19 protein-coding genes and 6 pseudogenes are annotated in these 21,841 nt (G+C 35.3%); 23 read left to right on the top strand and 2 right to left on the bottom strand.

All coding sequences use genetic code 11. The features are described 5' to 3' along the window. The first annotated feature begins 31 nt into the window (after positions 1–31). From AB1280_RS13750 to AB1280_RS13735, 4 genes are all read left to right on the top strand, one after another. Positions 32–2,077: a glycoside hydrolase family 13 protein gene (locus tag AB1280_RS13750; RefSeq protein ID WP_429756176.1), complete on the top strand. Its 2,046-nt coding sequence runs from the start codon at positions 32–34 to the stop codon at positions 2,075–2,077. A gap of 279 nt (positions 2,078–2,356) precedes the next feature. Then, positions 2,357–3,118, top strand: a complete 762-nt coding sequence (locus tag AB1280_RS13745; protein WP_429756175.1) for a hypothetical protein — start codon at positions 2,357–2,359, stop codon at positions 3,116–3,118. 446 nt (positions 3,119–3,564) lie between these two features. Further along, positions 3,565–3,801, top strand: coding sequence for a helix-turn-helix transcriptional regulator (locus tag AB1280_RS13740; RefSeq protein ID WP_429756174.1), 237 nt, complete (start codon positions 3,565–3,567; stop codon positions 3,799–3,801). Next, positions 3,794–4,120, top strand: coding sequence for a 6-aminohexanoate hydrolase (locus AB1280_RS13735; protein ID WP_429756173.1), 327 nt, complete (start codon positions 3,794–3,796; stop codon positions 4,118–4,120). The genes AB1280_RS13740 and AB1280_RS13735 overlap by 8 nt, the downstream gene beginning before the upstream one ends. 87 nt (positions 4,121–4,207) lie before the next feature. Here the strand turns inward: AB1280_RS13735 and AB1280_RS13730 are convergent. Then, a pseudogene (locus AB1280_RS13730) lies at positions 4,208–4,322 on the bottom strand (helix-turn-helix domain-containing protein); the annotation flags it as partial. Positions 4,323–4,622: 300 nt separating this feature from the next. Here AB1280_RS13730 and AB1280_RS13725 point away from each other — a divergent pair. From AB1280_RS13725 to AB1280_RS13640, 18 genes and pseudogenes are all read left to right on the top strand, one after another. Next, the gene (locus AB1280_RS13725) at positions 4,623–5,627 is read left to right on the top strand and encodes a proline racemase family protein (protein WP_429756172.1); all 1,005 of its coding nucleotides are present in this window, start codon (positions 4,623–4,625) and stop codon (positions 5,625–5,627) included. Between the two features lie 65 nt (positions 5,628–5,692). Next, a complete protein-coding gene (locus tag AB1280_RS13720; protein WP_429756171.1) occupies positions 5,693–6,670 on the top strand; it encodes an ornithine cyclodeaminase family protein in 978 nt (325 codons plus the stop codon). A 238-nt stretch (positions 6,671–6,908) separates the two neighbouring features. Next, positions 6,909–8,111: a TerD family protein gene (locus AB1280_RS13715; protein ID WP_429756170.1), complete on the top strand. Its 1,203-nt coding sequence runs from the start codon at positions 6,909–6,911 to the stop codon at positions 8,109–8,111. A gap of 181 nt (positions 8,112–8,292) precedes the next feature. Continuing rightward, a pseudogene (locus AB1280_RS13710) lies at positions 8,293–8,494 on the top strand (DUF6985 domain-containing protein); the annotation flags it as partial. 690 nt (positions 8,495–9,184) lie between these two features. Further along, positions 9,185–11,170 carry a T7SS effector LXG polymorphic toxin gene (locus AB1280_RS13705; protein ID WP_429756169.1) on the top strand — a complete coding sequence of 662 codons (1,986 nt, stop codon included), beginning with the start codon at positions 9,185–9,187 and terminating at the stop codon, positions 11,168–11,170. Positions 11,171–11,172: 2 nt separating this feature from the next. Continuing rightward, positions 11,173–11,424: a hypothetical protein gene (locus AB1280_RS13700; protein ID WP_046959813.1), complete on the top strand. Its 252-nt coding sequence runs from the start codon at positions 11,173–11,175 to the stop codon at positions 11,422–11,424. A gap of 760 nt (positions 11,425–12,184) precedes the next feature. After that, a pseudogene (locus tag AB1280_RS13695) lies at positions 12,185–12,967 on the top strand (recombinase family protein). Positions 12,968–13,126: 159 nt separating this feature from the next. Then, positions 13,127–14,362, top strand: coding sequence for an IS110 family transposase (locus AB1280_RS13690; protein ID WP_429756168.1), 1,236 nt, complete (start codon positions 13,127–13,129; stop codon positions 14,360–14,362). 170 nt (positions 14,363–14,532) lie between these two features. Next, positions 14,533–14,902 (top strand): annotated as a pseudogene (locus AB1280_RS13685) (polymorphic toxin type 15 domain-containing protein). Between the two features lie 31 nt (positions 14,903–14,933). Beyond that, on the top strand, positions 14,934–15,476 hold the full coding sequence (locus AB1280_RS13680; protein WP_429757342.1) for a T6SS immunity protein Tdi1 domain-containing protein: 543 nt from the start codon (positions 14,934–14,936) through the stop codon (positions 15,474–15,476). 95 nt (positions 15,477–15,571) lie between these two features. After that, positions 15,572–16,144, top strand: a complete 573-nt coding sequence (locus tag AB1280_RS13675) for a deaminase domain-containing protein (protein WP_429756167.1) — start codon at positions 15,572–15,574, stop codon at positions 16,142–16,144. Between the two features lie 21 nt (positions 16,145–16,165). Beyond that, entirely contained in the window at positions 16,166–16,861 is a 696-nt protein-coding gene (locus AB1280_RS13670) for an Imm3 family immunity protein (RefSeq protein ID WP_429756166.1), read from the top strand. Between the two features lie 227 nt (positions 16,862–17,088). Continuing rightward, on the top strand, positions 17,089–17,232 hold the full coding sequence (locus AB1280_RS13665) for a transposase (RefSeq protein WP_429756165.1): 144 nt from the start codon (positions 17,089–17,091) through the stop codon (positions 17,230–17,232). A 170-nt stretch (positions 17,233–17,402) separates the two neighbouring features. Then, complete coding sequence (locus tag AB1280_RS13660) at positions 17,403–18,281, top strand: IS3 family transposase (RefSeq protein ID WP_429756164.1); 879 nt, start codon at positions 17,403–17,405, stop codon at positions 18,279–18,281. A gap of 503 nt (positions 18,282–18,784) precedes the next feature. Then, entirely contained in the window at positions 18,785–19,063 is a 279-nt protein-coding gene (locus AB1280_RS13655; RefSeq protein WP_429756163.1) for a GH-E family nuclease, read from the top strand. 12 nt (positions 19,064–19,075) lie between these two features. Beyond that, positions 19,076–19,492, top strand: a complete 417-nt coding sequence (locus AB1280_RS13650) for a tetratricopeptide repeat protein (RefSeq protein ID WP_429756162.1) — start codon at positions 19,076–19,078, stop codon at positions 19,490–19,492. An 11-nt stretch (positions 19,493–19,503) separates the two neighbouring features. Then, on the top strand, positions 19,504–19,926 hold the full coding sequence (locus AB1280_RS13645; RefSeq protein WP_429756161.1) for a hypothetical protein: 423 nt from the start codon (positions 19,504–19,506) through the stop codon (positions 19,924–19,926). A gap of 55 nt (positions 19,927–19,981) precedes the next feature. Next, positions 19,982–20,289 (top strand): annotated as a pseudogene (locus AB1280_RS13640) (hypothetical protein). A gap of 489 nt (positions 20,290–20,778) precedes the next feature. On the opposite strand, the pseudogene AB1280_RS13635 reads toward AB1280_RS13640, so the two are convergent. Then, positions 20,779–21,060 (bottom strand): annotated as a pseudogene (locus AB1280_RS13635) (transposase); the annotation flags it as partial. 70 nt (positions 21,061–21,130) lie between these two features. Here AB1280_RS13635 and AB1280_RS13630 point away from each other — a divergent pair. Next, the gene (locus AB1280_RS13630; RefSeq protein WP_429756160.1) at positions 21,131–21,823 is read left to right on the top strand and encodes a deaminase domain-containing protein; all 693 of its coding nucleotides are present in this window, start codon (positions 21,131–21,133) and stop codon (positions 21,821–21,823) included. The last annotated feature ends 18 nt before the right edge of the window (positions 21,824–21,841 follow it).

The raw sequence follows: 21,841 nt of genomic DNA, 5'->3' as shown, positions 1-21,841 counted from the left end.
TGAAAGCACTTACATTTCTAGGAGGTTTGTGATGAGAAAAGTAAAGAAAGATAGAAAATCACGCTCAATTATGCAAACGCTTGCATTATCGACGCTTGTATTAGGAACATCCTTGCTGTACACACCGGATTCATCATCATCCTATGCTGCCACTAACGACAATAATGTAGAGTGGAATGGTTTATTTCACGACCAAGGTCCTGTTTATGATAGCGCACCAGAGCCGACATCTGCTCAAAGTGTGACGCTAAAATTCCGGACGTTTAAGGGGGATACTACTGGTGTCAATATAAAGTACTATGATACTGCTGATGGATCGTTCCGTGTCATTCCGATGTCTTGGATTTCCGGCGATTCTACGGGAACGTTTGATTATTGGCAAGGAACAATCCCGGCTAGTTCTTCGCGAAAATATTATCGTTTCCAAATTACTGATGGGTCTACTTCTGTTTGGTATAATGCAAACGGTCCTTCTACATCTGAACCATCATCAGGGGATTTTTATATTATCCCGAATTTTAAAACGCCAGATTGGATGAAAAATGGTGTGATGTATCAGATTTTTCCTGACCGCTTTTATAACGGTGATTCCTCGAATGATGTGCAAACGAATGCATACAAGTATGACGGCGCATCAACTGAGAAAAAAGCTTGGGGGAGCAGTGTCTATGCTGATCCTGGTCATACGAACAACCTTGTGTTCTTCGGCGGTGATTTGGCGGGAGTCAATCAGAAGCTCGGTTATATTAAACAAACACTAGGAGCAAACATCATTTACTTAAATCCGATTTTTAAATCTCCGTCTAACCATAAGTATGATACACAGGATTATAGGACTGTGGATCCTGCCTTTGGGACAAACGGAACTTTGCAAACGCTATCATCTAATATTCATAGCACAGCAAACGGGGAAAAAGGATATTTAGTATTAGATGGTGTATTTAACCATACCGGGGATACTCACCCGTGGTTTGATAAGTACAATCAATCTTCTTCTTTAGGAGCCTTTGAGTCTCAATCCAGCCAATGGTCTAATTATTATACATTCCAGTCTTGGCCGAATACATATGCTAGCTTTTTAGGATTCAACAGTTTGCCTAAGCTAGATTATGGAGCGAGTGGTTCACCGGTAAGAAATGAAATCTATAACAATAGTGATTCCGTAGCAAAAACATATTTAAAAGCCCCATATAACATTGATGGTTGGCGATTAGATGCACCTCAATATACAGATGCCGGCGGTGCAGATGCTGGTGGAGGAAATGGTAGTAGTTTGGTGAATCACCAAATTTGGTCTGAATTCCGAAGTGCTGTGAAGTCTGTAAATGAGAATGCAGCAATATTTGGCGAATACTGGGGAAATGCAAATTCTTGGACAGGTCAAGGGAACCAATGGGATAGTACCACAAACTTTGACGGATTTACACAACCAGTTTCTCAGTGGATCACAGGAAAAGATTACAATAGCAATGCAGCTTCCGTATCTACTTCCGGGTTTGACAGCTGGTTACGAGGGACACGTGCGAATTATCCAACAAACGTGCAGCAAGCGATGAGCAACCATTTATCAAATCACGATATTTCACGCTTTGGGGAACGTGCTGGCGGTGATATTTGGAAGACATATTTAGCACTTATTTTCCAAATGACTTATGTTGGTACGCCAACAATCTATTACGGAGATGAATATGGCATGATGGGAGGCGCTGATCCTGACAACCGCCGTACATTTGACTGGTCACAAGGGACTACTTCTAATCGTGCTGTAGCTTTAACACAAAAACTCATCGGCATTCGTAACCAATACCCGGCATTAAGAACAGGATCGTTCATGACGCTGCAAACAGATGACACAAATAAAATCTACTCCTATGGCCGTTTTGACACAACAAACAGAATCGCAGTTGTACTTAACAATGATTCTGTCGGTCATAGCGTAACCGTTCCTGTATGGCAGCTCAGCATGCAAAATGGCAGTGTTGTAACAGATAAACTAACTGGTAAAACGTACACAGTCCAGAACGGAACTGTTACTCTTACGGTTGATGGACATTACGGTGCGATTTTAGCGCAATAAATCGTATAATGAATCTATTTTTATAGATTGTTTTTGTTTTGCTAGCTAAGCTGAGCAAACGATTAACCTTGAAATGTTAAAGTGTTTTTGAAATGAGCGAAGGCTTCCTTGATCTTAGTGAGGGGGCCTTCGTTATTTTTGGATAGAATACCACTTTTGTAAGTATATAAATATGTAATTTTACATATGTCGCTAATTCTATCTACATCTTTAAAACTTAATGCTAAGATTATGCAGGAAAGCAGCAAATCATTTTTGAAAATAAGGAGGAATTAAGAAATGTTCGTTAAAAGAAAACTACCTATACTTACGTTCTTATTATTACTATTTAGTTTAATCGTCACTGTTTTTCCTACAAATTCTGCTTATGCAGATGAGGACGGTCGTATACTTGATATTTATGGAGATCCAGTCAAGACATCTAAAGATTATATAATGGTACGTAAAATTTGGGATGGTAAGCCTCGGCATGCAGCTTATGCTGGTGTAGGTCAGAAAAAACTTGGAGTAACTTATGAGAAGTTTGCGGGTTGGCATTATGTAATTCAGTATAAAGATAAGTCTTATTATGGTACTGCTGAGATTCATAAAGATACAAAAGGTAATGAGTACTATGGTACGCCTATCAATTTTGAAACTCCAGATGGGGTAGAAAGTGATGGATATTTAAGACATAATACGCCAGTTACCATGTCAATGTGGATTGGAGGGCCAAATGCTGAGGCAGGAGGAATTAAAAAATATGTCAATGCAGGGAATCGCGGCTGGATATATTTTAGCGACCAATCCAAAAGCACGTTAACAGTTTGGGAACAAAATGCAAAGGAAATCAATTTAATAACAGGTAAAACGGATTATCTGAGAGATAAAATGGGAAGACCTTGTGATTGGTACAGTGCAGATCCACAAAATTCTGAGTATGGAGTTACAACATATTTCGAGCTAGAGACTTCAGAGCAACCATTTTCAAATCAAGATAAACTATGGGGAAGTTCTGCGCCGCCATATCAATCTGGCTATGAATTAGTACCTTTATCATAAAACGATATGCAACAAACAAAAAAGCGAAGAATAATAAATATTCCTCGCTTTTTTATAATGAAATTCTAGGTGGAAGCGATGCTATGTATGGAGTAGCATCGCTTTTGCCATTATAACAAAGTAAACTATACATTTTATATGTAATATTACATATATAAATTTAAAGTTTCTATTTATATTCTTCGCTACTCAATACAATCTCATACTTTTATGGATTGAAAATAAAGGCATGATGTTTGAATAAAATTGCGATGCGTTATCTTTTCAATTAAAGAATTATAATTGTGTTTTGATTAGACCTTTTTCAAAATGGACTTATTTTCATTTTATCAAAACTACTCAATATACTTGTATTTTATATAAAAAAATATATCTTTTGTATAATTAAACTTTACTTTTTTATAAAATAGGTTTAATATAGGGGTTAAGAAAGGAAGGTGTTGACTATGAAGGAAAACTTTGGAGATTCCATAGTGAATAAAGTGTATGAACATAGAGTATTAAGAAGAATGTCACAAAAAGATTTAGCTGATGCTGTTGGAGTTTCTAAGCAAACGATATTTGTTATGGAAAAGAATAATTATTCTCCTTCACTGGTGTTAGCATATCGAATAGCAAATTATTTTGAGGTTGATATAAACGAAATATTCTCTTATGTAGGAAAGGAAGATAATAATGATTGATTTATTAAACAAATGGATGTCAGAAAGCACAGATAATTTCAATATCGTTGTAGGTTTTACATGCCTTTTGATGTTGGGTTCAGCAATTGTACTTTTTATTATCTATAAAAAAATTGGTAAACCAGATGAAAGAACAAATGCTATTTATCTTAAAATTACTTCTTGTATGTTTTCTACTCAAATTCTAATGAATGCCATATTTATTTCTTTAGTTGGTAAAGACATGTATTTCCGTCAATTCTTTATATTATTTGAAGCCTTTGTGTTCTTTGTTGGAGCTATTTATTCTATTAGATTATATAGAAAAGAATGCAAGTAGTTTACTTGCAAAAAAACAGTAGTGCATAAAATCACTACTGTTTTTTTATTGCCCCTTAAACGTTTTTACTCAAACTTTATTTTAAATCTACAACTTTTTCATCTTCTTATACAAATTCACCCGTGACATTCCTAGTTTTTTAGCAGCAATTCTTTTGTTTCTGAAGGGTTTGTGGAATGCGTGTTTTCTCTAGACTTTCTTTATGTTATACATTTTTTCTGCTGCTTCATTTCAATACAGCATTTCACCATTCGTATTTACAATTGAAATAACCTCTTCTACAGAAGAAAGCAGGGTATGATTTCATTTCTATTACCTCTTTTATCGCTTTGTGTAAAAGAAAGTAGACAATGGTAAACAAATTTGTCGTTAAAAGAATACACTTTTTTGAAAAAGTGTAAAAAAAAATTAACTGAATATGAATTGTATTGTGCGTTTTATGAGTTGGCACGGTATTTGCTAATAAAAAGTAAAGAGAATACAAATAACGGAGGGACAAGAAATGAAGATTAGTAAAACATATACAACAATTGACGCACATGTAGCGGGAGAACCGCTTCGTATTATTACAGGCGGAGTACCTCCAATCAAAGGAGAAACGCAATTAGAAAGAAGAGCTTATTGTATGGAGCACTTGGATCATCTTCGCGAAGTTCTCATGTATGAACCGAGAGGACATCACGGTATGTATGGTTGTATCATTACACCGCCGGCAAGTCCGCATGCTGATTTTGGCGTATTATTTATGCATAATGAAGGCTGGAGCACAATGTGCGGTCATGGAATTGTTGCGGTAGTTACGATAGGAATTGAAACGGGCATGTTCGAAGTGACAGGTGAAGAACAAAGATTTATTATTGATAGCCCTGCAGGAGAAGTGATTGCGTATGCAAAATACAATGGGAACCAAGTGGAATCTGTGTCATTTGAAAATGTTCCTTCATTTGTTTACAAGAAAGATATTCCTGTAAAAATTGATGGCTATGAATTTCAAGTAGACATCGCTTTTGGAGGAGCTTTCTATGCTGTTATCGACAGTAAAGAACTTGGTTTAAAAGTGAACTTTAAAGATTTACCTGCGATTCAAACGTGGGGCGGAAAGATTAAACATTACATTGAGAGTCAGATGGAAGTCAAACATCCACTCGAAGAAGGTTTAAAAGGTATATATGGCGTAATCTTTTCCGATGAACCAAACGGAAAAGATGCGACGCTGCGAAATGTGACCATTTTTGCTGATGGGCAAGTAGACCGTTCTCCTTGTGGTACGGGTACTTCAGCTAGACTCGCAACTCTCTTTGAAAATGGAGTGTTACAAGAAGGCGGAAGTTTCGTCCATGAGTGCATTACTGACGGACAATTTGGCGGAGAAATATTATCATTAACAAAAGTAGCTGAATATGACGCGGTTATCCCAAAAGTAACTGGTCAGGCGTTTATTACAGGATTTCATCAATTTTTAGTGGACCCAAGAGATCCGTTAAAACAAGGTTTTTTATTAGCTTAATGTTTGGAGAAGAGTTGTTTTCTGGCTAGGGAACAACTCTTCTTTATAGGAAAGGACGAGATAACATGTTGGTCATAAATGCAGCTGAACAAAGAAGTTTAGTAGATATGAATGAAGTAATGGAATATGCGGCGATTGCCCTGCAAGAGTTTTCATCAGAAAGAACAATCACTCCGATTCGCTACTCGTTGCCATTTGCGAATTCGCAAAATACGGCATTAATGATGCCTTCAGTAGCGGAAGAACTTGGAGCACTTGGATTAAAGGTAGTAACGGTAGCACCGAATAATACGAAAATCGGAAAGAAAACAATTAACGGGGTTGTGATGCTCTCTGATTTTCAAACAGGAGAACCGCTCGCCCTTCTAGAAGGATCGTATTTAACGATGGTTCGAACAGGTGTCTTATCAGGCGTTGCAACGAAATACTTAGCTCGTCAAAATGCGAAAAACTTATGCATCATCGGTACAGGAGAACAAGCGAAAGGGCTTGCTGAGGCTATGCTTACTGTGCGGGATATTGAAAAGATTATGCTTTATAACCGAACAGAGCAAAAAGCTGCCGAGTTTGCTGAGTATATGAAGGAGAATTTTAATAAACCTGTTCACGTATATACAGATGCAAATGAAGCAGTGCGCGAAGCCGATATTGTCGTCACAACAACGAACTCGTTAACACCCGTTTTTTCAGGCGCATTAAAACCTGGTGCTCACGTAAATGCTGTCGGCTCATTCAGACCAGCGATGCAAGAACTTCCGACTCACGTCATCTCATCAGCTGACAAAGTCGTAGTGGAATCAAAAGAAGCAGCACTAGAAGAAACCGGTGACCTGCAGGTTCCAATGCAAGAAGGAGTTTTCAAAGAAAGCGATCTTCACGCAGAGCTTGGACAAATCATAAGCGGAGAAAAGACAGGTAGGGAAAGCGATCAAGAAATTACCGTCTTTAAATCTGTCGGACTCGCTGTTGTGGATATTGTCGTGGCGAAATACTTTTATGAGAAAGCTGTTAAAAACGGAGTGGGGACGAGGATTGAACTATAACCAGTGTTTGAAATGGAAAACATAGCCCCATTCAGAAGCTTTTGCGGAATAAAGAGGTTGTTCATAGAATTCGTTTTCTATGAACAGCCTCTTTTTATGTGCTGAAGTTTGCCTGGGGGTCTTTATACTGTATCGAATCGCCGAAATAATAATATGAGGTTTACATTTATATGAGAATAGAAAAATGTATAATTAAATTATATAGAAAATACGAAATTTGTAAGAGGGGCGGATTAAGATGGTACATACTTTAGTAAAAGGACAGAAAATAGATATTACAAAAACTCACCCTGGGATAAGTAGTTTATGTGTAGGATTGAACTGGAATGCACCGCTGAATATGGAAGTAGACGCATCGGCTTTTCTAGTAGGTGTTGATGGGAAAATTACAAAAGAAGAAGATTTCGTATTCTACGGGCAACCTTATTCTAGTTGTCAATCAGTTAAATTGAATCAAAACATTTCAAGTGGTAATAAACAGGAATTTTTCGTTGATCTCACGCGTATATCCAAGGAAGTCCAAAAAATTGTGTTTTCCATTACGCTTCATAATGCTGAGAAAAAGAAGCAATTTTTTCAAGATGTGACTCATATTCAAATGAAAATAATAAATGAACAAACAAGAGCAGAAATTATGAATTTCCCTATTACATATTCTTTTACAAATGAAAGTGCCGTTATTATGGGAGATCTGTATCGACATGCAGGAGAGTGGAAGTTTAATCCGGTTGGAGCGGGTTACTTTGGAGGATTAGCTGCGTTGTGTGAAAACTTCGGGATAGAGGTTGCGGAGGGCCCTGCCGCAGAGCAAAAAGTAATACCTAAGCCGGTAGAACAAAAAACAAAACCGGTTCAGGTTCCTATCACCAAGATTGAACTAAAGAAGAAACAATCTGTAAATATACAAAAATCTAAGATGGTTACAGCTACCCTTGAATGGAAATCAAATAATGACCTGGACTTATATTGTTACTATGTAACGAAAAGTGGTGAAGTAGGAAAGATATATTATAGAAATTTAGGTTCTTCTAAGGTGTCGCCCTATATTGAACTTGATGGAGATTCACAAGAACCAGGGAAAGAAACCATTCGTATCTATCGCCCAGAAGCTGTAAAGTATATTTTATTTGCTGCGTACAGTGCCGTTAGCAATGGTGTAGGTAGTTTCTATTCTATGAAAGCAAAAGCAGTTGTAGATAATCATATGGGAAATGTCGTAACAGCACCTTTGCTAGAAAGAAACGATCATGCTTATTGGGTATGCATTGCGCATATTGATTTTACAAATTCATCCGAAATGAAAATTTCTCATGTAGAAAGTTACTCTAGAGATCATTCGGAAGCTTCGCCGTTGTTGTATGAAGATGGACGGTTCCGTATGGATGTTGGACCAGTTGAATTTAAGTATGAGGAAGACTATAAAAAATATTTTAAATCATAGAGAATATCTAGTAGTAAAAAACTCCAACTTGGTAAAAAAGTTGGAGTTTTTTACTGTTAGACATGTTCATCAGCTTGATCGTCTACTACAAAAGTAGTAAGGACATATTAGGAAAAACAATGGAACTCGCAGATAACTATCGACAAGCAGCACTCGCTGTAAATTATACACTAGAAGAAATGAAGTAAATGAAAATTATCCACTAATTGAAACAATGGATCAATTAGTGGAAATGAGAGATTTAGACGGGATTGTTGTTCCTTATGGGGATTAGAGACATTAGATTTACACTTAATTGTACATGGGATACAGAGAATGGGCTAGGAATTCGTATGTTAAATGAGATAGTAACTGAAGTGGGTTACCAGGATATTGCGATTTAAGTGTAACTATTAATCAATAATACACATGGATTGGAACTTATCGGCATAGGGAAATATAGACTGATAAAACAAACGAATGTAAAGCACTAGATTGCTGTTCCTTTTTTAATGATTTTTGGTGTTAATTCATCCAACGAATAGAAATTATTCCGTATAATCCCAAAAATTGACCAATTCTTACCATTACCTTAAAATTACCTTATACATATATACAATATACTAATTCTCTTTATCTTGATTCTATATTTGTTGTTTCCTGTTGCAGAATCCTGATGATAAGGGTTCTTTTTTTTCATTTGATTTGGAATCTATTCAGAAATTTGTGGTCTTTTTCTTATTTCATTTTGGACGGATATTTTCAATCATGTTTTTTCTTAGAAACAGTTGAAGAAACTACCCGGAGATCAATCGAGATACGTGTCATTTAGAGCCAACCATTGTTTTATCAGAACTATGTGAGATATATATTTTTAAAAGTATTGATGAAATAGTTAAGAATTCGCTGGTTTTTTCGCATGAAAAAAGAACCCACTATAAGATGGATTCTTTAGGGGATTGTTTCGTTTAAAGAGTGATATGTCTAATAAACATATAAAAAGAAGATATAGATTACTATATATGTGTACATTAAGAGGTTCAATAGTGGATTTAGGGCGATGTTGCCGTGCCCCAGAAAGAGAGGCGGATTAAATGGGCTTTCAAGTAGATTTAAAGGAATTCAAGGAAGTACTGGAAAGACTCCAAAAAGATACCAGTAAAAACAATGAGCAACTTGAACAAGCCAAAAACGCATTGAATGGGATTATTCAGGCCGATGCCATGCAGGGTGAAACAGGAAACGCGATTGTCAACGACATCAATAATAACCAAAATGCAGTTGTGATTGGGTTGAAAGATACTAATATACATCTTATTGCGGAAATGGTGACAACTTTACAGGATTTTCAGTCAACAACGGGAGAAACTGATGAGAATGCGGTTATTCTGGAAGATGCATTGCTTCAAGCGCAAAATAAACTTTCCAATCTCCAACCCAAGAAACACGAAATGGATAGTCGCATCTCTACTATTTACAACAGCGTGAACGATTTGGTTTCACTAAGTATGCCGAATAACCAGTTTGATGAAAAACTGACTACCGCCAGCAAAGAACTAGAGGATACGATTCAAAAAGTACAGCAATTTGAAAGCAAAAAGGCAGAAAGCAGTGCGGAAATAATTCTTGATAAACTAAACAACCAAGTTCAAGTGGCAAGGGAAATGGGCAGTTTATCTTATACTGATCCGCGACTTCAAGCTTTCTTTGCGCAAGATGCGTTGGCAAAAATAATTCATGAAATGGATACAAACATCACGAAGGCGGAAAAAGAAGCGAAACTTGAAGCTGAAAGAGAAATGAAGAAAAAGCGAGAGGAATGGGCGAGCCATCATCCAGCGGAGGCGTGGCTTCAAGACGTTTCTGCTAGTATCGGTAAGAAATGGGGTGGATTAGAAAAAGGAACAAGATGGTTAGGGATGTTAGGCACGAACTATCCTGCCCTGAAAAGACTTTCTGATGAAGCCGTGGTGTTAGAAGGTTTTATAGGCAGGGCAGGTTCCGCTATTAGTGGGGCTGCGATAGGTGTAATAAAGCTAGTTTACCTAGGTGCAGAGCTTTTGGAGTTGGGTATTAACTCGATACGTGGCGTAGAAACAGCACAATGGAAGCTGGACGATCTCGATGCAACTTGGGAAGGTACGAAGAAACTGGCCGAATATGGGATTGTAGGCTATATCACAACTCAGGCTCCTCATCTTAGTAAATTTTTAAATAATCCCGAACGAACGGACAAGATTCCCGTGCTGGATAACCTCGCTAGAACCTATAGAAAAGACGAAAAAGAAATGTACAACGCAGTGAAAGATTATGTAGAAAAAGCCGCGACCGATCCTTATGCTTTTGGTGGCGCGGTATTTGATTTTTTCAGTTGTCTTTTCGGCGTTGGTGAAGTAAGCGCCGCAGTGAAAGGATCAGCTACAGCCGGAAAAATTGCAGAGGGTGAAAATGTCCTTCGAGCAGCAGGGAAAAGTGGTAAAATAGTTGGTAAGTCGGAAGAAGTAGCAGCATTAACGAATAAGTCGCCGGATATGAAGAATGCCTTGGAGAAGATTAAAAATATGGAGATCCCGAATTTATCCCGTGAAACTGCGGCAGCTGGCGTTGGGAGTGTAGAGGAAAGAAAAACACTTGGAGAGTTATTTTCTGTTTCTAAGGGTGAAACTAAGGGTACGGGTAATGTTCAAACTGGTGGCAGGGAACTTTCAATCGATGAATATCTAAAACAACTTGATCAAGCAGATGAAATGTATGAATCTTTTAGAAAATCTAAAACTGATGTTCAGTCTATTGCTAAAAATACAGGAATAACTGAACAAAGGGTACAAAGAATCAAAGATCATTTATTTATCAAAGAGCACACTAAAGAACATGGAGTGGGACGCTTTGATCCAGATTATGAAATTGCACAAGCGTGGGATAGGCTTCAAAAAGGTACCTACAATAAGAATGATATTGATTTATTGAATCATGAGCTCTTTGAATCAAAATTTGAAGGAATATTTAAAACGGATTATAGGACGGCGCATGATAAAACAGTAGAATCTGGACGTCCATGGTATCCACCAGAGGAGGAGTAAAGTTGGCTTCATACGTTTTATTACTAAAAGAATATGAAGATAATGAAACTGTGGTTTATAGATTTGGACCTAATGAAAATAGTATGGGAAAAATTGAGTTGAATAAATTGACTAGGAAGGTTTCGGAGTTAGAAGCTATACCAGATCAAAATATTCCATCTAAATTTTATTTTGACAGAGCTGCGCAAAGATTGGCAGTGTGTTTAATAAGAGAGGGAGGGGTGTTTCCAGAAAAAACAGCTTTTGAATCATAGTAACTAAAAATGTTATCTTGATTGGGCATTAGTATTTCGAGTTTTTTCATTGATAACAGTTTTATGGTTGGATAACACGAGATGGGCTACATTTATTTATAAGCTTATTACTCGTTTTATATTTACACATAAAAATGACAAACCTCTTGTTGCTAAAGTTAAATATATTCAGGTGAAAAGAATTTACTTTTTGAAGTGGAAAGAAAAAGAATAGGCTGTTAAAAAGTACATACTTCATGATGGTTGTACCATCATGGAGTACTGTGTGCAATGATAGAATAGAAAATGAAGTACGAGCTTAGGCGAGATGACATTTTACTGTGCGACGAATATAAAGACATGGAATGGACATAAAACTAACGAACTCGTACAAACTCGTAAGTTTTAACGTAGTAGTTGTCATGACATACAAAAGGTGTCATACTGTTACTACAAAACTTACAAATTTAATGCTACTTAAAAACATATGAACTTAAAGCACTTGATTGTCAAATAAAGGCAACAAGTGCTTTTTTGCGTTTTAGGATAGAAATGAGTAGATACATTATAATTTTATAAGTGCGCTAAGTGTTAAATTTTTATAGATTGTAATGGCTGTGTACAGGGTATGACGATAGTAGAAGAAAAAATAAAGGGTTGTGTTATTTTTTGAAGTCATCGTAAAGTACGTTTTAACGGATGCAAGTTACACACAAGTTATCCGCAAAAAACGGGTAAACGTTACAGGGATTGTAATTGCTGTAACGGGAGAGGACTCAATATGGAAGAGAAAGTAGTTGGTTATGTACGTGTTTCAACAGAAGGACAAGTACGTGACGGATACAGCTTAGCGTATCAAGTAGAAGAAATTGAACGTTACTGTATGGAAAACAACTTACAATTGCTTCATGTATATGAAGATAGAGGACTAAGTGGCGCAACTGTTGATGAAAATGGATTAACAGTTGAACGTGAAGGCTTACAAGAACTATTGTCAGATACGGCATATCAACAAGTGAAGCACGTGATTGTACTCAATACATCTCGGTTATGGCGCTCTGATATGGCAAAAGTGTTAATACAACGAGAGCTAAAGAAACATGCGGTTGATGTGAAAGCAATTGAACAACCGAATTACAGTATATATGCACATGACCCAAATGACTTTTTAGTAAATGGCATGTTAGAACTACTAGACCAATATCAACGTCTCGAGATTGCATTAAAGCTAAGTCGAGGCAGAAAGAAGAAAGCGGAACAAGGTGGATATGCAGATGGCGGTGTGATGTTTGGTTATAGAGTAAAGAAAGGACAAAAAGTGTTAGAAGTAGATACGGAGAAAGCAGTGGTTGTGCGTAGACTATTTGAATTAAGACACTTTTTTAAATATTGGTAGCTGACTCAATTGGCAGAACGACTGAATAGGGAAGGTTATCGTACAGAGAAAGAAAAACAATTTAAGAAAGTACAAGTGAAACGCATGTTAGACCGAGAGAGTTTTTATCGAGGGGTATATACATACGGGCAAATACAAACAAACGGTAAACATTCAGCAATTATATAACAGTCGTACTTAAAAAAATCGATCATTTTACTATATGTACTTATGAAATTATGAAAAATGGATAGGTTTGCGTACCTATGCGCTTCGGAAGATGAACGCTCGAACTAAGGTTGCCGACATTTTTATATATGACTAAATCATTGAATAGAGGGATGAGTTATGCATAATAGACAGAACTATTTGTATGTAGGAGTAGATTTACATAAGGAGCATCATACGGCTGTTATGATTAATTGTTGGCAAGAAAAATTAGGAGAAATACAATTTGATAATAAACCATCTGCATTTTCGAAGTTTTTATTAGAAGTAGAGACATATGTGAGTGATGGTTTATCAGTTGTATTTGGTTTAGAAGATGTTGATGGTTACGGAAGAGCATTAGCGAAATATTTAGTAGACCATGAACGAGTAGTAAAAGAAGTAAATCCAGCTTTATCATTTTTAGAACGAAAAAGCCAAGTGATGATACAAAAAAATGATAGTTGGGATGCGGAATGTGTGGCACGCATATTGGTAAACAAATTTGAGCAACTACCAGATGCAAAGCCAAACGATTTATTTTGGTCGATACAACAACTGGTTTCAAGAAGAAATACATTGGTAAAAGCACAAGCTGCTTTGAAAAATCAACTACATATTCAATTAAACCACCATTATCCAAGTTATAAAAAGTTTTTCTCAGAGGTAGATGGAAAAACAGCATTAGCGTTTTGGCAGCAATATCCGTCACCGTCTTGTTTAGAGGGTGTTAATATAAAGCAATTAACAGCTTTTTTATTAGATGTTAGCAACAATACATGTTCAGTAAAGAAAGCAAGCGACATATTAAAACTTGTAAAAGAAGATGGACAAACAATGAAAGAGTATCAAGAAACACGAGACTTTTTAGTAAGAAGTATTGTACGGGATATTGAGTTTAAAAAGAAGGAAATGAAATACATCGAAAGAGAATTAAAACGGTTAGTAAATCTACTAGATTATCAATTAGAGACGATGCCGGGAATAGAACTTGTGACGGCATCAGCATTAATAGCTGAGATAGGAGATATAAGACGATTTCTAAATGCCAATAAATTAGCAAGATTTGCGGGGATTGCGCCTGTTTACTTTGGTTCTGGTGGAAAAGGTAAGACACATAAAAGCAAACAAGGAAACAGGGCGCTACACGCTCTATTTTATAATTTAGCAGTACAGCAAGTGCAAGTAGCAAAAGGAAGTAAGATGCCACGGAATCCAGTGTTTCATGCTTATTATCAAAAGAAACTTAAAGAAGGAAAAACAAAAGGACAAGCACTTGTGTGTATTATGAGAAGACTTGTGAACATTATATATGGCATGATGAAGCATAAAACAGCTTATGAATTACCGATAGTACAAGAGAAAGAAGTAGTTTAATAAGGTTTGTTTTTTTATTGTGAGAGTTTAAGATTACAACATAGGGTACGGGTGAAGTAAAGAAACTAGATAACGTTCCGCGAATTGATGAAATTGAAGTGAAATTTAATTATAAAATTAAATTTGATTTAGAGGAGTTTACAAGACAGTTAAAAGACCAAGAAAAGGGTATGAACGAATTAACTATATATGAATACCAACAAAATAGAAAGAGATTTATTGAAGAAGGTAGAGCGATAGAAGGAAATGCATACCAACAGGCAGCAAGAGAAAGAGCATTAAGAGATAAAATTGATGAGCTATTTGAACAAGGATTAACACTTAAAGAAGCAAAGATGCAAGCGAATGAATGGATGAAAACTCAAGCGGCCTTACATAATCCAGATCAAGTTGCTGGGGGATATTAGAATTAACTCCTCGCTAGGTTCTCAATGGAGGTATCGAATAGATGCTCTAGACGAACAAATTCAAAAAATATCTTCGAGTATGAATGAGGAACAATTGAAAAATACTTATTTGAATGTCAAGTTAACACATTAAAGGAGGAATTTTTTTGCATAACTTAAAAATAATGAATGAATTTAAACTGGAACAAAAAGTTCCTGAAAATATAATTGAAAAATATTCTAATACACTTCCTGAATCATTAACTGATATTTGGAAAGAGTATGGATTCGGAACGACCTTGAATGGATTTCTTAGGTTAATTAATCCTGAAGATTATTTTGAAATTGTAAAAGAAACATATATTAGAAATCAAAATACAATACCATTATTTACAACAAGTATGGGGGATATCCTTTTGCTTGAGAAATATGGTGATAAATCATATATTATTCAATTAAATTATCGTAAAGGGAAATCAAAAGTCATTGCTTCTAAATTTGATCTGTTTTTAAGGTTTCTTGAGGAAGAAGAATATTTAGAAGAAGATATGGAATGGAGTCCTTATTCAGTAGCTATCCAGAATTACGGAATACCGGCTTATAATGAGTGTTTTGGCTATGTTCCTCTTCTTGGATTAGGGGGGGAAGAAAAAGTAGAGAATCTACAAAAAGTTAAATTGATTGAGCATATTTATTTAATTACTCAGTTTATGGGACCGATTGAATAAATAGAAAGAATAAATGATTGTAGACCAAGAGATTACTTAAAGGTAGTCTCTTTTATTTTAGATAACACCTATTGCCGAACAGTATGAAGAATGTCGTGGAAAGAAAAACGCTTGGAGAGTTATTTTCTGTTGTTAAGGGTGAAACTAAGGGTACGGGTAATAGTGGAGGTAGATTCCCTACCAAATTGATTGATCCAGAAGCTGATAAACATATTATTGATAAGGTAGCTGAAGCAAGAGGAGGATTATCTAATAGATATAAAGAAAGTGGTAATTTTGCATATGCAGAAGTAAATGTTAAAGGTGTTGATAAGATAGATTTCTATGCACATAGTGGCATTCATGACTCAGCAAAAGGAATTCCAGGAACAGGGGAGTTTTCATTCAAACCCGAGAATCCGATATACAAGGCAACTGAGGCAGCTGATAATGCAGGGAATATTTACCTTAGAGATGCAGATACAGAGTATAAAATACTAAATGACGTAGCAAATAGATTAGGTGGTAATAAAGATGTGACAGGAACTATCAGATTGTTTACCGAAAAGGATACATGTGGTAGTAGTTGTAATAAAATCATTCAACAATTTCAAGAAGACCATCCTAATATTAAAGTTGAAGTACTTCATAATGGTGATGCATCTATTCCACTTAAAAATTCAAAATAATAAAATGCGGAGGTTTTATAAATGACGTATAGCTGTAACGAGTATTCAGAATATATATATGAGACGTATAATGAATATATAGAAGATGAAAAAATGAGCAGAAAGGAGGCAGTTGTACGAACATTTAATGAGTATGATATGTTAATGAAAAAAAGCGAGACAGATAAATTGATTATCAGTGTAATATTTGCAGAAATTCTAGTTTCGCATTCTAAAATTTCTAATACATTCAAAAATTATATGATTGAAACGATATCAAATATAGACTTTATGTTAATAGAACAGGAGCATAAACTTACCCAAGAACAATACAATGATTTCCTCTTGCGTAAGGAGCAGGTACTTAAACAATTAGAAGCAAAGCTGTCAGACTATTATCCGAGGGTATGTTGGTACTATGAGGAATTAACAGAAGAAGTTAATAGATTTTTTGATGAAATCAACTCTAAGGATACAGATCAAAATGAGGTAATTGCTAAAGTATTCAAGCGTTTTGAGCGTGACTGTAAAAATACAGCAAGTGAAAAAATTATAGTGTATACAACCTTAGCTGAAAATGTATTGCGATATAATTTGATGCTGCAAATAAAAGACATGAGTTTTATAAACGAATTGAAGAGGTTTACATTAGACAGTATTCAAGGTGAACAGCTATCTGATGATGAGATAGAAAAGTTAGCACAGCGTGTACAAGTGGTTTTGGATAGCATAGCATGAAAAACGCAAAAATAAGGTAAAAATTGTAAGGTGTATTCAATGAGAATGTAAATTTAACTGTGTAAGTTCCAAAAAAGAAGCATACGCAGTTTAATGAGAAACTTATATGAATTAAGTAAAAGGATAGCCAGCTTTGGAAAATGGTATTATCCCCTATAAGTAGACAGTGTAAAAAGGCTACAAGAAAAATTGTAGATGATACACTATTACTTATAGGGGGATTTTTTATGTCTAGAAAAAACAATGTTTATTCTAATGAGTTAAAATTACAAGTAGTTCAGAGTTATTTAGATGGTGAAGGAGGTTATTTAAAGATTGCTTCACAGTATGGTTTAAAAAGTAAAACTCAGGTAGAGAATTGGGTGAAATGATACAAAGAGAATGGGACAGTCAATTCTTCAAGTAATGGAAGAGATGGTCGTGGTGGGAAAGGTAAAGCTAATCCATTGAAGGGTAAGAAAATTCATTTTAAAAGTGTAGAGGAAGAACGAGATTACTATAAAGCGCAGGTAGAATATTTAAAAAAGCAGTATCCAAATCTGTGAGAGGAGAACTTCCATCCTATACAGATCGTTATGAAATTATTGCTACACTGGCTCCAAACTATCCAATTACTTGGTTAACGTATATTGCGAAAGTACATCGATCTGGTTATTATAAATGGTTAAATCGTCAAGATTATATGGAAACGAAAGATCAAGATGATAAAGCACTCAAAGAATTAATAGTAGATATTCATTTAAAATACAAAATGTATGGCTATCCTCGTATCAAAGAAATGTTGAAAGAGCGAGGCTTCTTAGTCAATCATAAAAAAGTTTATCGTTTGATGTGTGAACTACAAATTCAAGCTATTATCCGTAAAAAGCGTCGATCACATATGGGAAAACCATCGCGGATTTTCGAGAACTTACTTGATCGCCAGTTTCAAAATCGTGTTTTAAACGAAGCATTCGTCACAGATATAACCTACATTCCGGCACCAGATGGATTCCTTTATTTATCAGTAATACAAGATTTATATAATAACGAAATCGTGGCATGGAAACTATCGAAAAGAAATGACGTACAGCTTGTATTGGATACGATTGCACTTTTAAAAGAAAAAAGAAATGTGTACGGATGTATCTTGCATTCTGATCAAGGATACCAATATACATCGCATGAATACATCAAAGAATTAGCCCATCTTGGAATGCATGGCAGCCATTCACGTAAAGGAAATTGTCATGATAATGCATGTGTTGAGTCGTTTTTTTCACACTTTAAAAGCGAATGTGTTTATCTAAACGTCTTTGAAACAGATATCGAATTACATGAACTAATTGAGAATTATCTCTATTTCTATAACTATCAGCGATTCCAGAAAAAATTAAACCACCTAGCACCGATTGAATATCGATGCCAGATGGCAGCTTAGCCTTTTTAATTGTGTCTACTTGACAGGGGTAAGACCAAAAGACATTGCAGGCTATCCTTTACTATTTACCATAATTAATTTTCAAAATCATCAGGATTATCGGGGGTTCTTTCAATTGTGCAAAGAATATTTAAGAAGAACTGCGATATTTTTCCGAACATATCCAGGTAAATGTGTTTACCCCTTTATAAGTATTTCTAATTCAATCACATCATCGCAAGCAAATATAGAAGAAATTGAATTAGTTAATGAAATGAAGAATAGTTATCGAAAGGAACTAGTTACAAGTTTCCTTGAACTAAATGCACTTATAGATTAGGGGAATCAAATCGCTATTGAAAACAAAGATTTATTTGAGCCAGTAATAAAACTTTATGAACGCGGTGGATATTTCTATAAGAGAAGTGGGTTTACCTGAACCAAGTGGCAGCACTAGACGTTTGGGATATATGGGTAGTACACCTAGCAAAGACTCCAGAACTGGTAGAGCAGTAATAGAGAGAATGAAAAATGAAGATCCACCAAAAATACGAACAGTACGTGGTAAAACTGAATTTTTAGACGGTAACAATAAGTGGCGTCCGTTAAGTGAAGCAGATATGGCACATAAAACAGATGCAGTTACTTGGTGGAATGAAGTTGGACGGAAGAAGTATGGACCAAAGTCTAAAGAAGTAAGAGATTGGATGCTTGATCCAGATAATTATTATTTGGAACACTATAGTAAAAACCGTTCTGAAGGTGCTGGTTTAGGAGAGACATATTTACCACCAGATAATTAGGAGGAATTTATATTGGAACTCAATGATCAAGTGTATGACCGAATTGTAAAATTATGTAACGAGGGAAATGCTTTTGTTGAAAAAGGAAAAGGTGATAAAGCAATAGAGAGCTATATAGCTGCTCTGGATTTGGTTCCGTTACCGAAGAACAATTGGGAAACAAGTACATGGATTTATACAGCATTAGGAGATACTTATTTTTTAAATGGTGAGTATGAGAAAGCAAAAAGCAATTTTTATAATGCATTAAACTGTCCGGAGGGTATTTCAAATCCATTTATTTTACTGAGACTTGGAGAGGGTTTATTCGAGTGTGGGGAGCTTGATAGAGCTAAGGAGTATCTGTTAAGAGCTTACATTTTAGAAGGCTATAAACTCTTTTTTAATGAGGATGATAAGTATTTTGAATTGATTAAGGATATAATTTGAGGAGGATAAATATGGCTATTTTACAATCACCTATAAAAGAAGAATTCGAAACTCTTTTGGAAAAAAGCAATGAACAATTTAATAATGGTAACTATAATGATTCTATTGTGTTATTAGAAGAGGCATGGGATATAATACCTAATCCTAAAGGTATTTATTGTGAAGAGAGTTACCATTTAGTTAAGGATATTATCTCCACTTGTTTTATGGTAAATGATTTAAAAAAAGCAAAGGAGTGGGCAGATAAAATATTTTTAACTGGATTTGCACGTATAGATTCCGGTGATAAGGAATTTATTGCAGGAAAAGTTGCTTTTGAATTAGGGGATTTAGAAAGCGCAAAAGAATTTTTTAGCATTGCCAATAAAAAATCAGAAGGTAGATGTTTTGGGAATCCGAAGAATACTAAGTATCTTAAATTTTTAAAAAGTTAAAGGTTTAGCTGCGTAAAAGGAATTTGAAGATAGATTTAGTGAATTGCAAGCAGATATGATATCCATATGTATGGAATCTGTGGAGGATAGAGCCGATAAAGTATATGTTGATACTTAAAGGGAAGAAGGTGTACTATCTAGCAGTTTCTTTTATTTGATCAACAATAAGTATTTAGAGTCTCATAAGGTGGAATGATGCGTTGGAGGATGGGGAGAAAGTCTACCTAAAGAGGGTTTATAGTATTAAGTATTTATCAGAGTGGAAGCTTCAAAGTTGAATACAAGTATGATTTAGTATACACAAATGATGATATAAAAACGGCTGATGAGTGGTTTGAGGAAGTGAAAAATAATAAATTTTAAAAAATTTATAGTAATAGATATATTTAAATTGAATTAATAACTCATGAAAGTTTTAGCATCCATTTGTAGAATAGGATATGGATATTATTTAGTAACTTATAAAGGTTACAGCATTTGTATACAGGAGTGACAAAGTATTGCTGTAATTAATTTAAAACGTATTATGAAGTGTACAGGAAAATAATAGGCTGTTAGAAAGTACGTACTTCATGATGGTTGGACCATCATAGGGTACAATGTGCAATGATAGAATAGAAAAAGAAGTACTAGCTTAGGTAAGATGACATTTTACATGGCGATGAATATAAACACTTGGATTGTATATTAAACTAAGAACCCCTACAAACTTGTCAATTTTAACCTAGTAGTTATTACGATATATATAAGGCTTCGTACTGTTACAATAGAATTTTAAAATTTATGCTACATAAAAAATATGAACTTAAAGCACTTGGTTGTGAAGTGAACCCAAAAAATTAGACACATATTTTAAGCAGCTAATGAGGAATGCGTTCTGTATTGTACAGAGCTCATTCCTTTTAATTTTGTTTTAATTCGGTCATGATTGTAGTAGTGAATATATTTTTCTAATTCTAATGTAAGGTGTTCCATACTTTCGAACTCTTGTAAGTAGAGTAATGCAGAATTTAATAATTCAAAGCAATTTTCGATGACTGTGTTATCTAAACAATTCCCCTTAAGAGACATACTTTGTGTAATTCCTTTTTCTTTCAATACATTTTGGTATTGCTTCATTTGATTGTGCCACCCTGGCCGTAATGTTTCGATGCTTTTAAAATGGATCAAGCTGATAAATGGTATAGCAAGTGGAATTAACGCGGTGGAAAATACATTATTTGGTAAATCTCTAGATAATTCCTTAGCACACGCTTTCGCGGCTGCTGATGATGCCGGTGGGGCCAACACAGTTCTTCGTGGAACGGACTTGAGAGGTTCAGTGAAAGCGACTTTTGAAAATAGGAAAGAGGCTATTCAGAGTCGGATTTCGAAGTTGGAAGAGGGTGGTACTGTTAAGGGTACGGGTAAAGTTTATCCTACAAGGGAAATTGATACAGCAACTGAAGCTCATATAATTGATAGAGTGAAAGAGCTAAGGGGGAAATTAACTAGTGGATATAAAAAGTCTGGGAACTTTGCTTTAGCAGAAGTAGATGTTAAAGGTATTGATAAATCAGAGTTTTTTGCTCAAAGTAGCATAAATGAACTAAATGGTACGTTAGAGGAAAGGATAGCGGATATTTCATTAAAGCCTAATAACCCAACTTTTAAAGCTTCAAAAGCAGCAGATAAGAATGGAATTGAGTACCCAAGAGATTCTGATACTGAGTATAAAATTCTAAATGATATAGCTAACAGACTTGGAAATAATACTGAGGCAAAAGGTAAAATAAAGTTATTTACAGAACTAGATACTTGCGATAGTTGTAGTAGGGTAATAGCAGAATTTGCTAAAAAATATAAAAATATAGAACTAGAGGTTATCCATAATAACGGAAACAGATTAAAACCATAGTCTATAGGAGGAATATAA

Origin of the sequence: Bacillus sp. S10(2024) (assembly GCF_050473865.1) — a bacterium.
Taxonomy (GTDB): Bacteria; Bacillota; Bacilli; order Bacillales; family Bacillaceae_G; genus Bacillus_A.
Note: the sequence above shows the minus strand (reverse complement) of the source record. Positions and strands in the feature narration are given on the sequence as shown.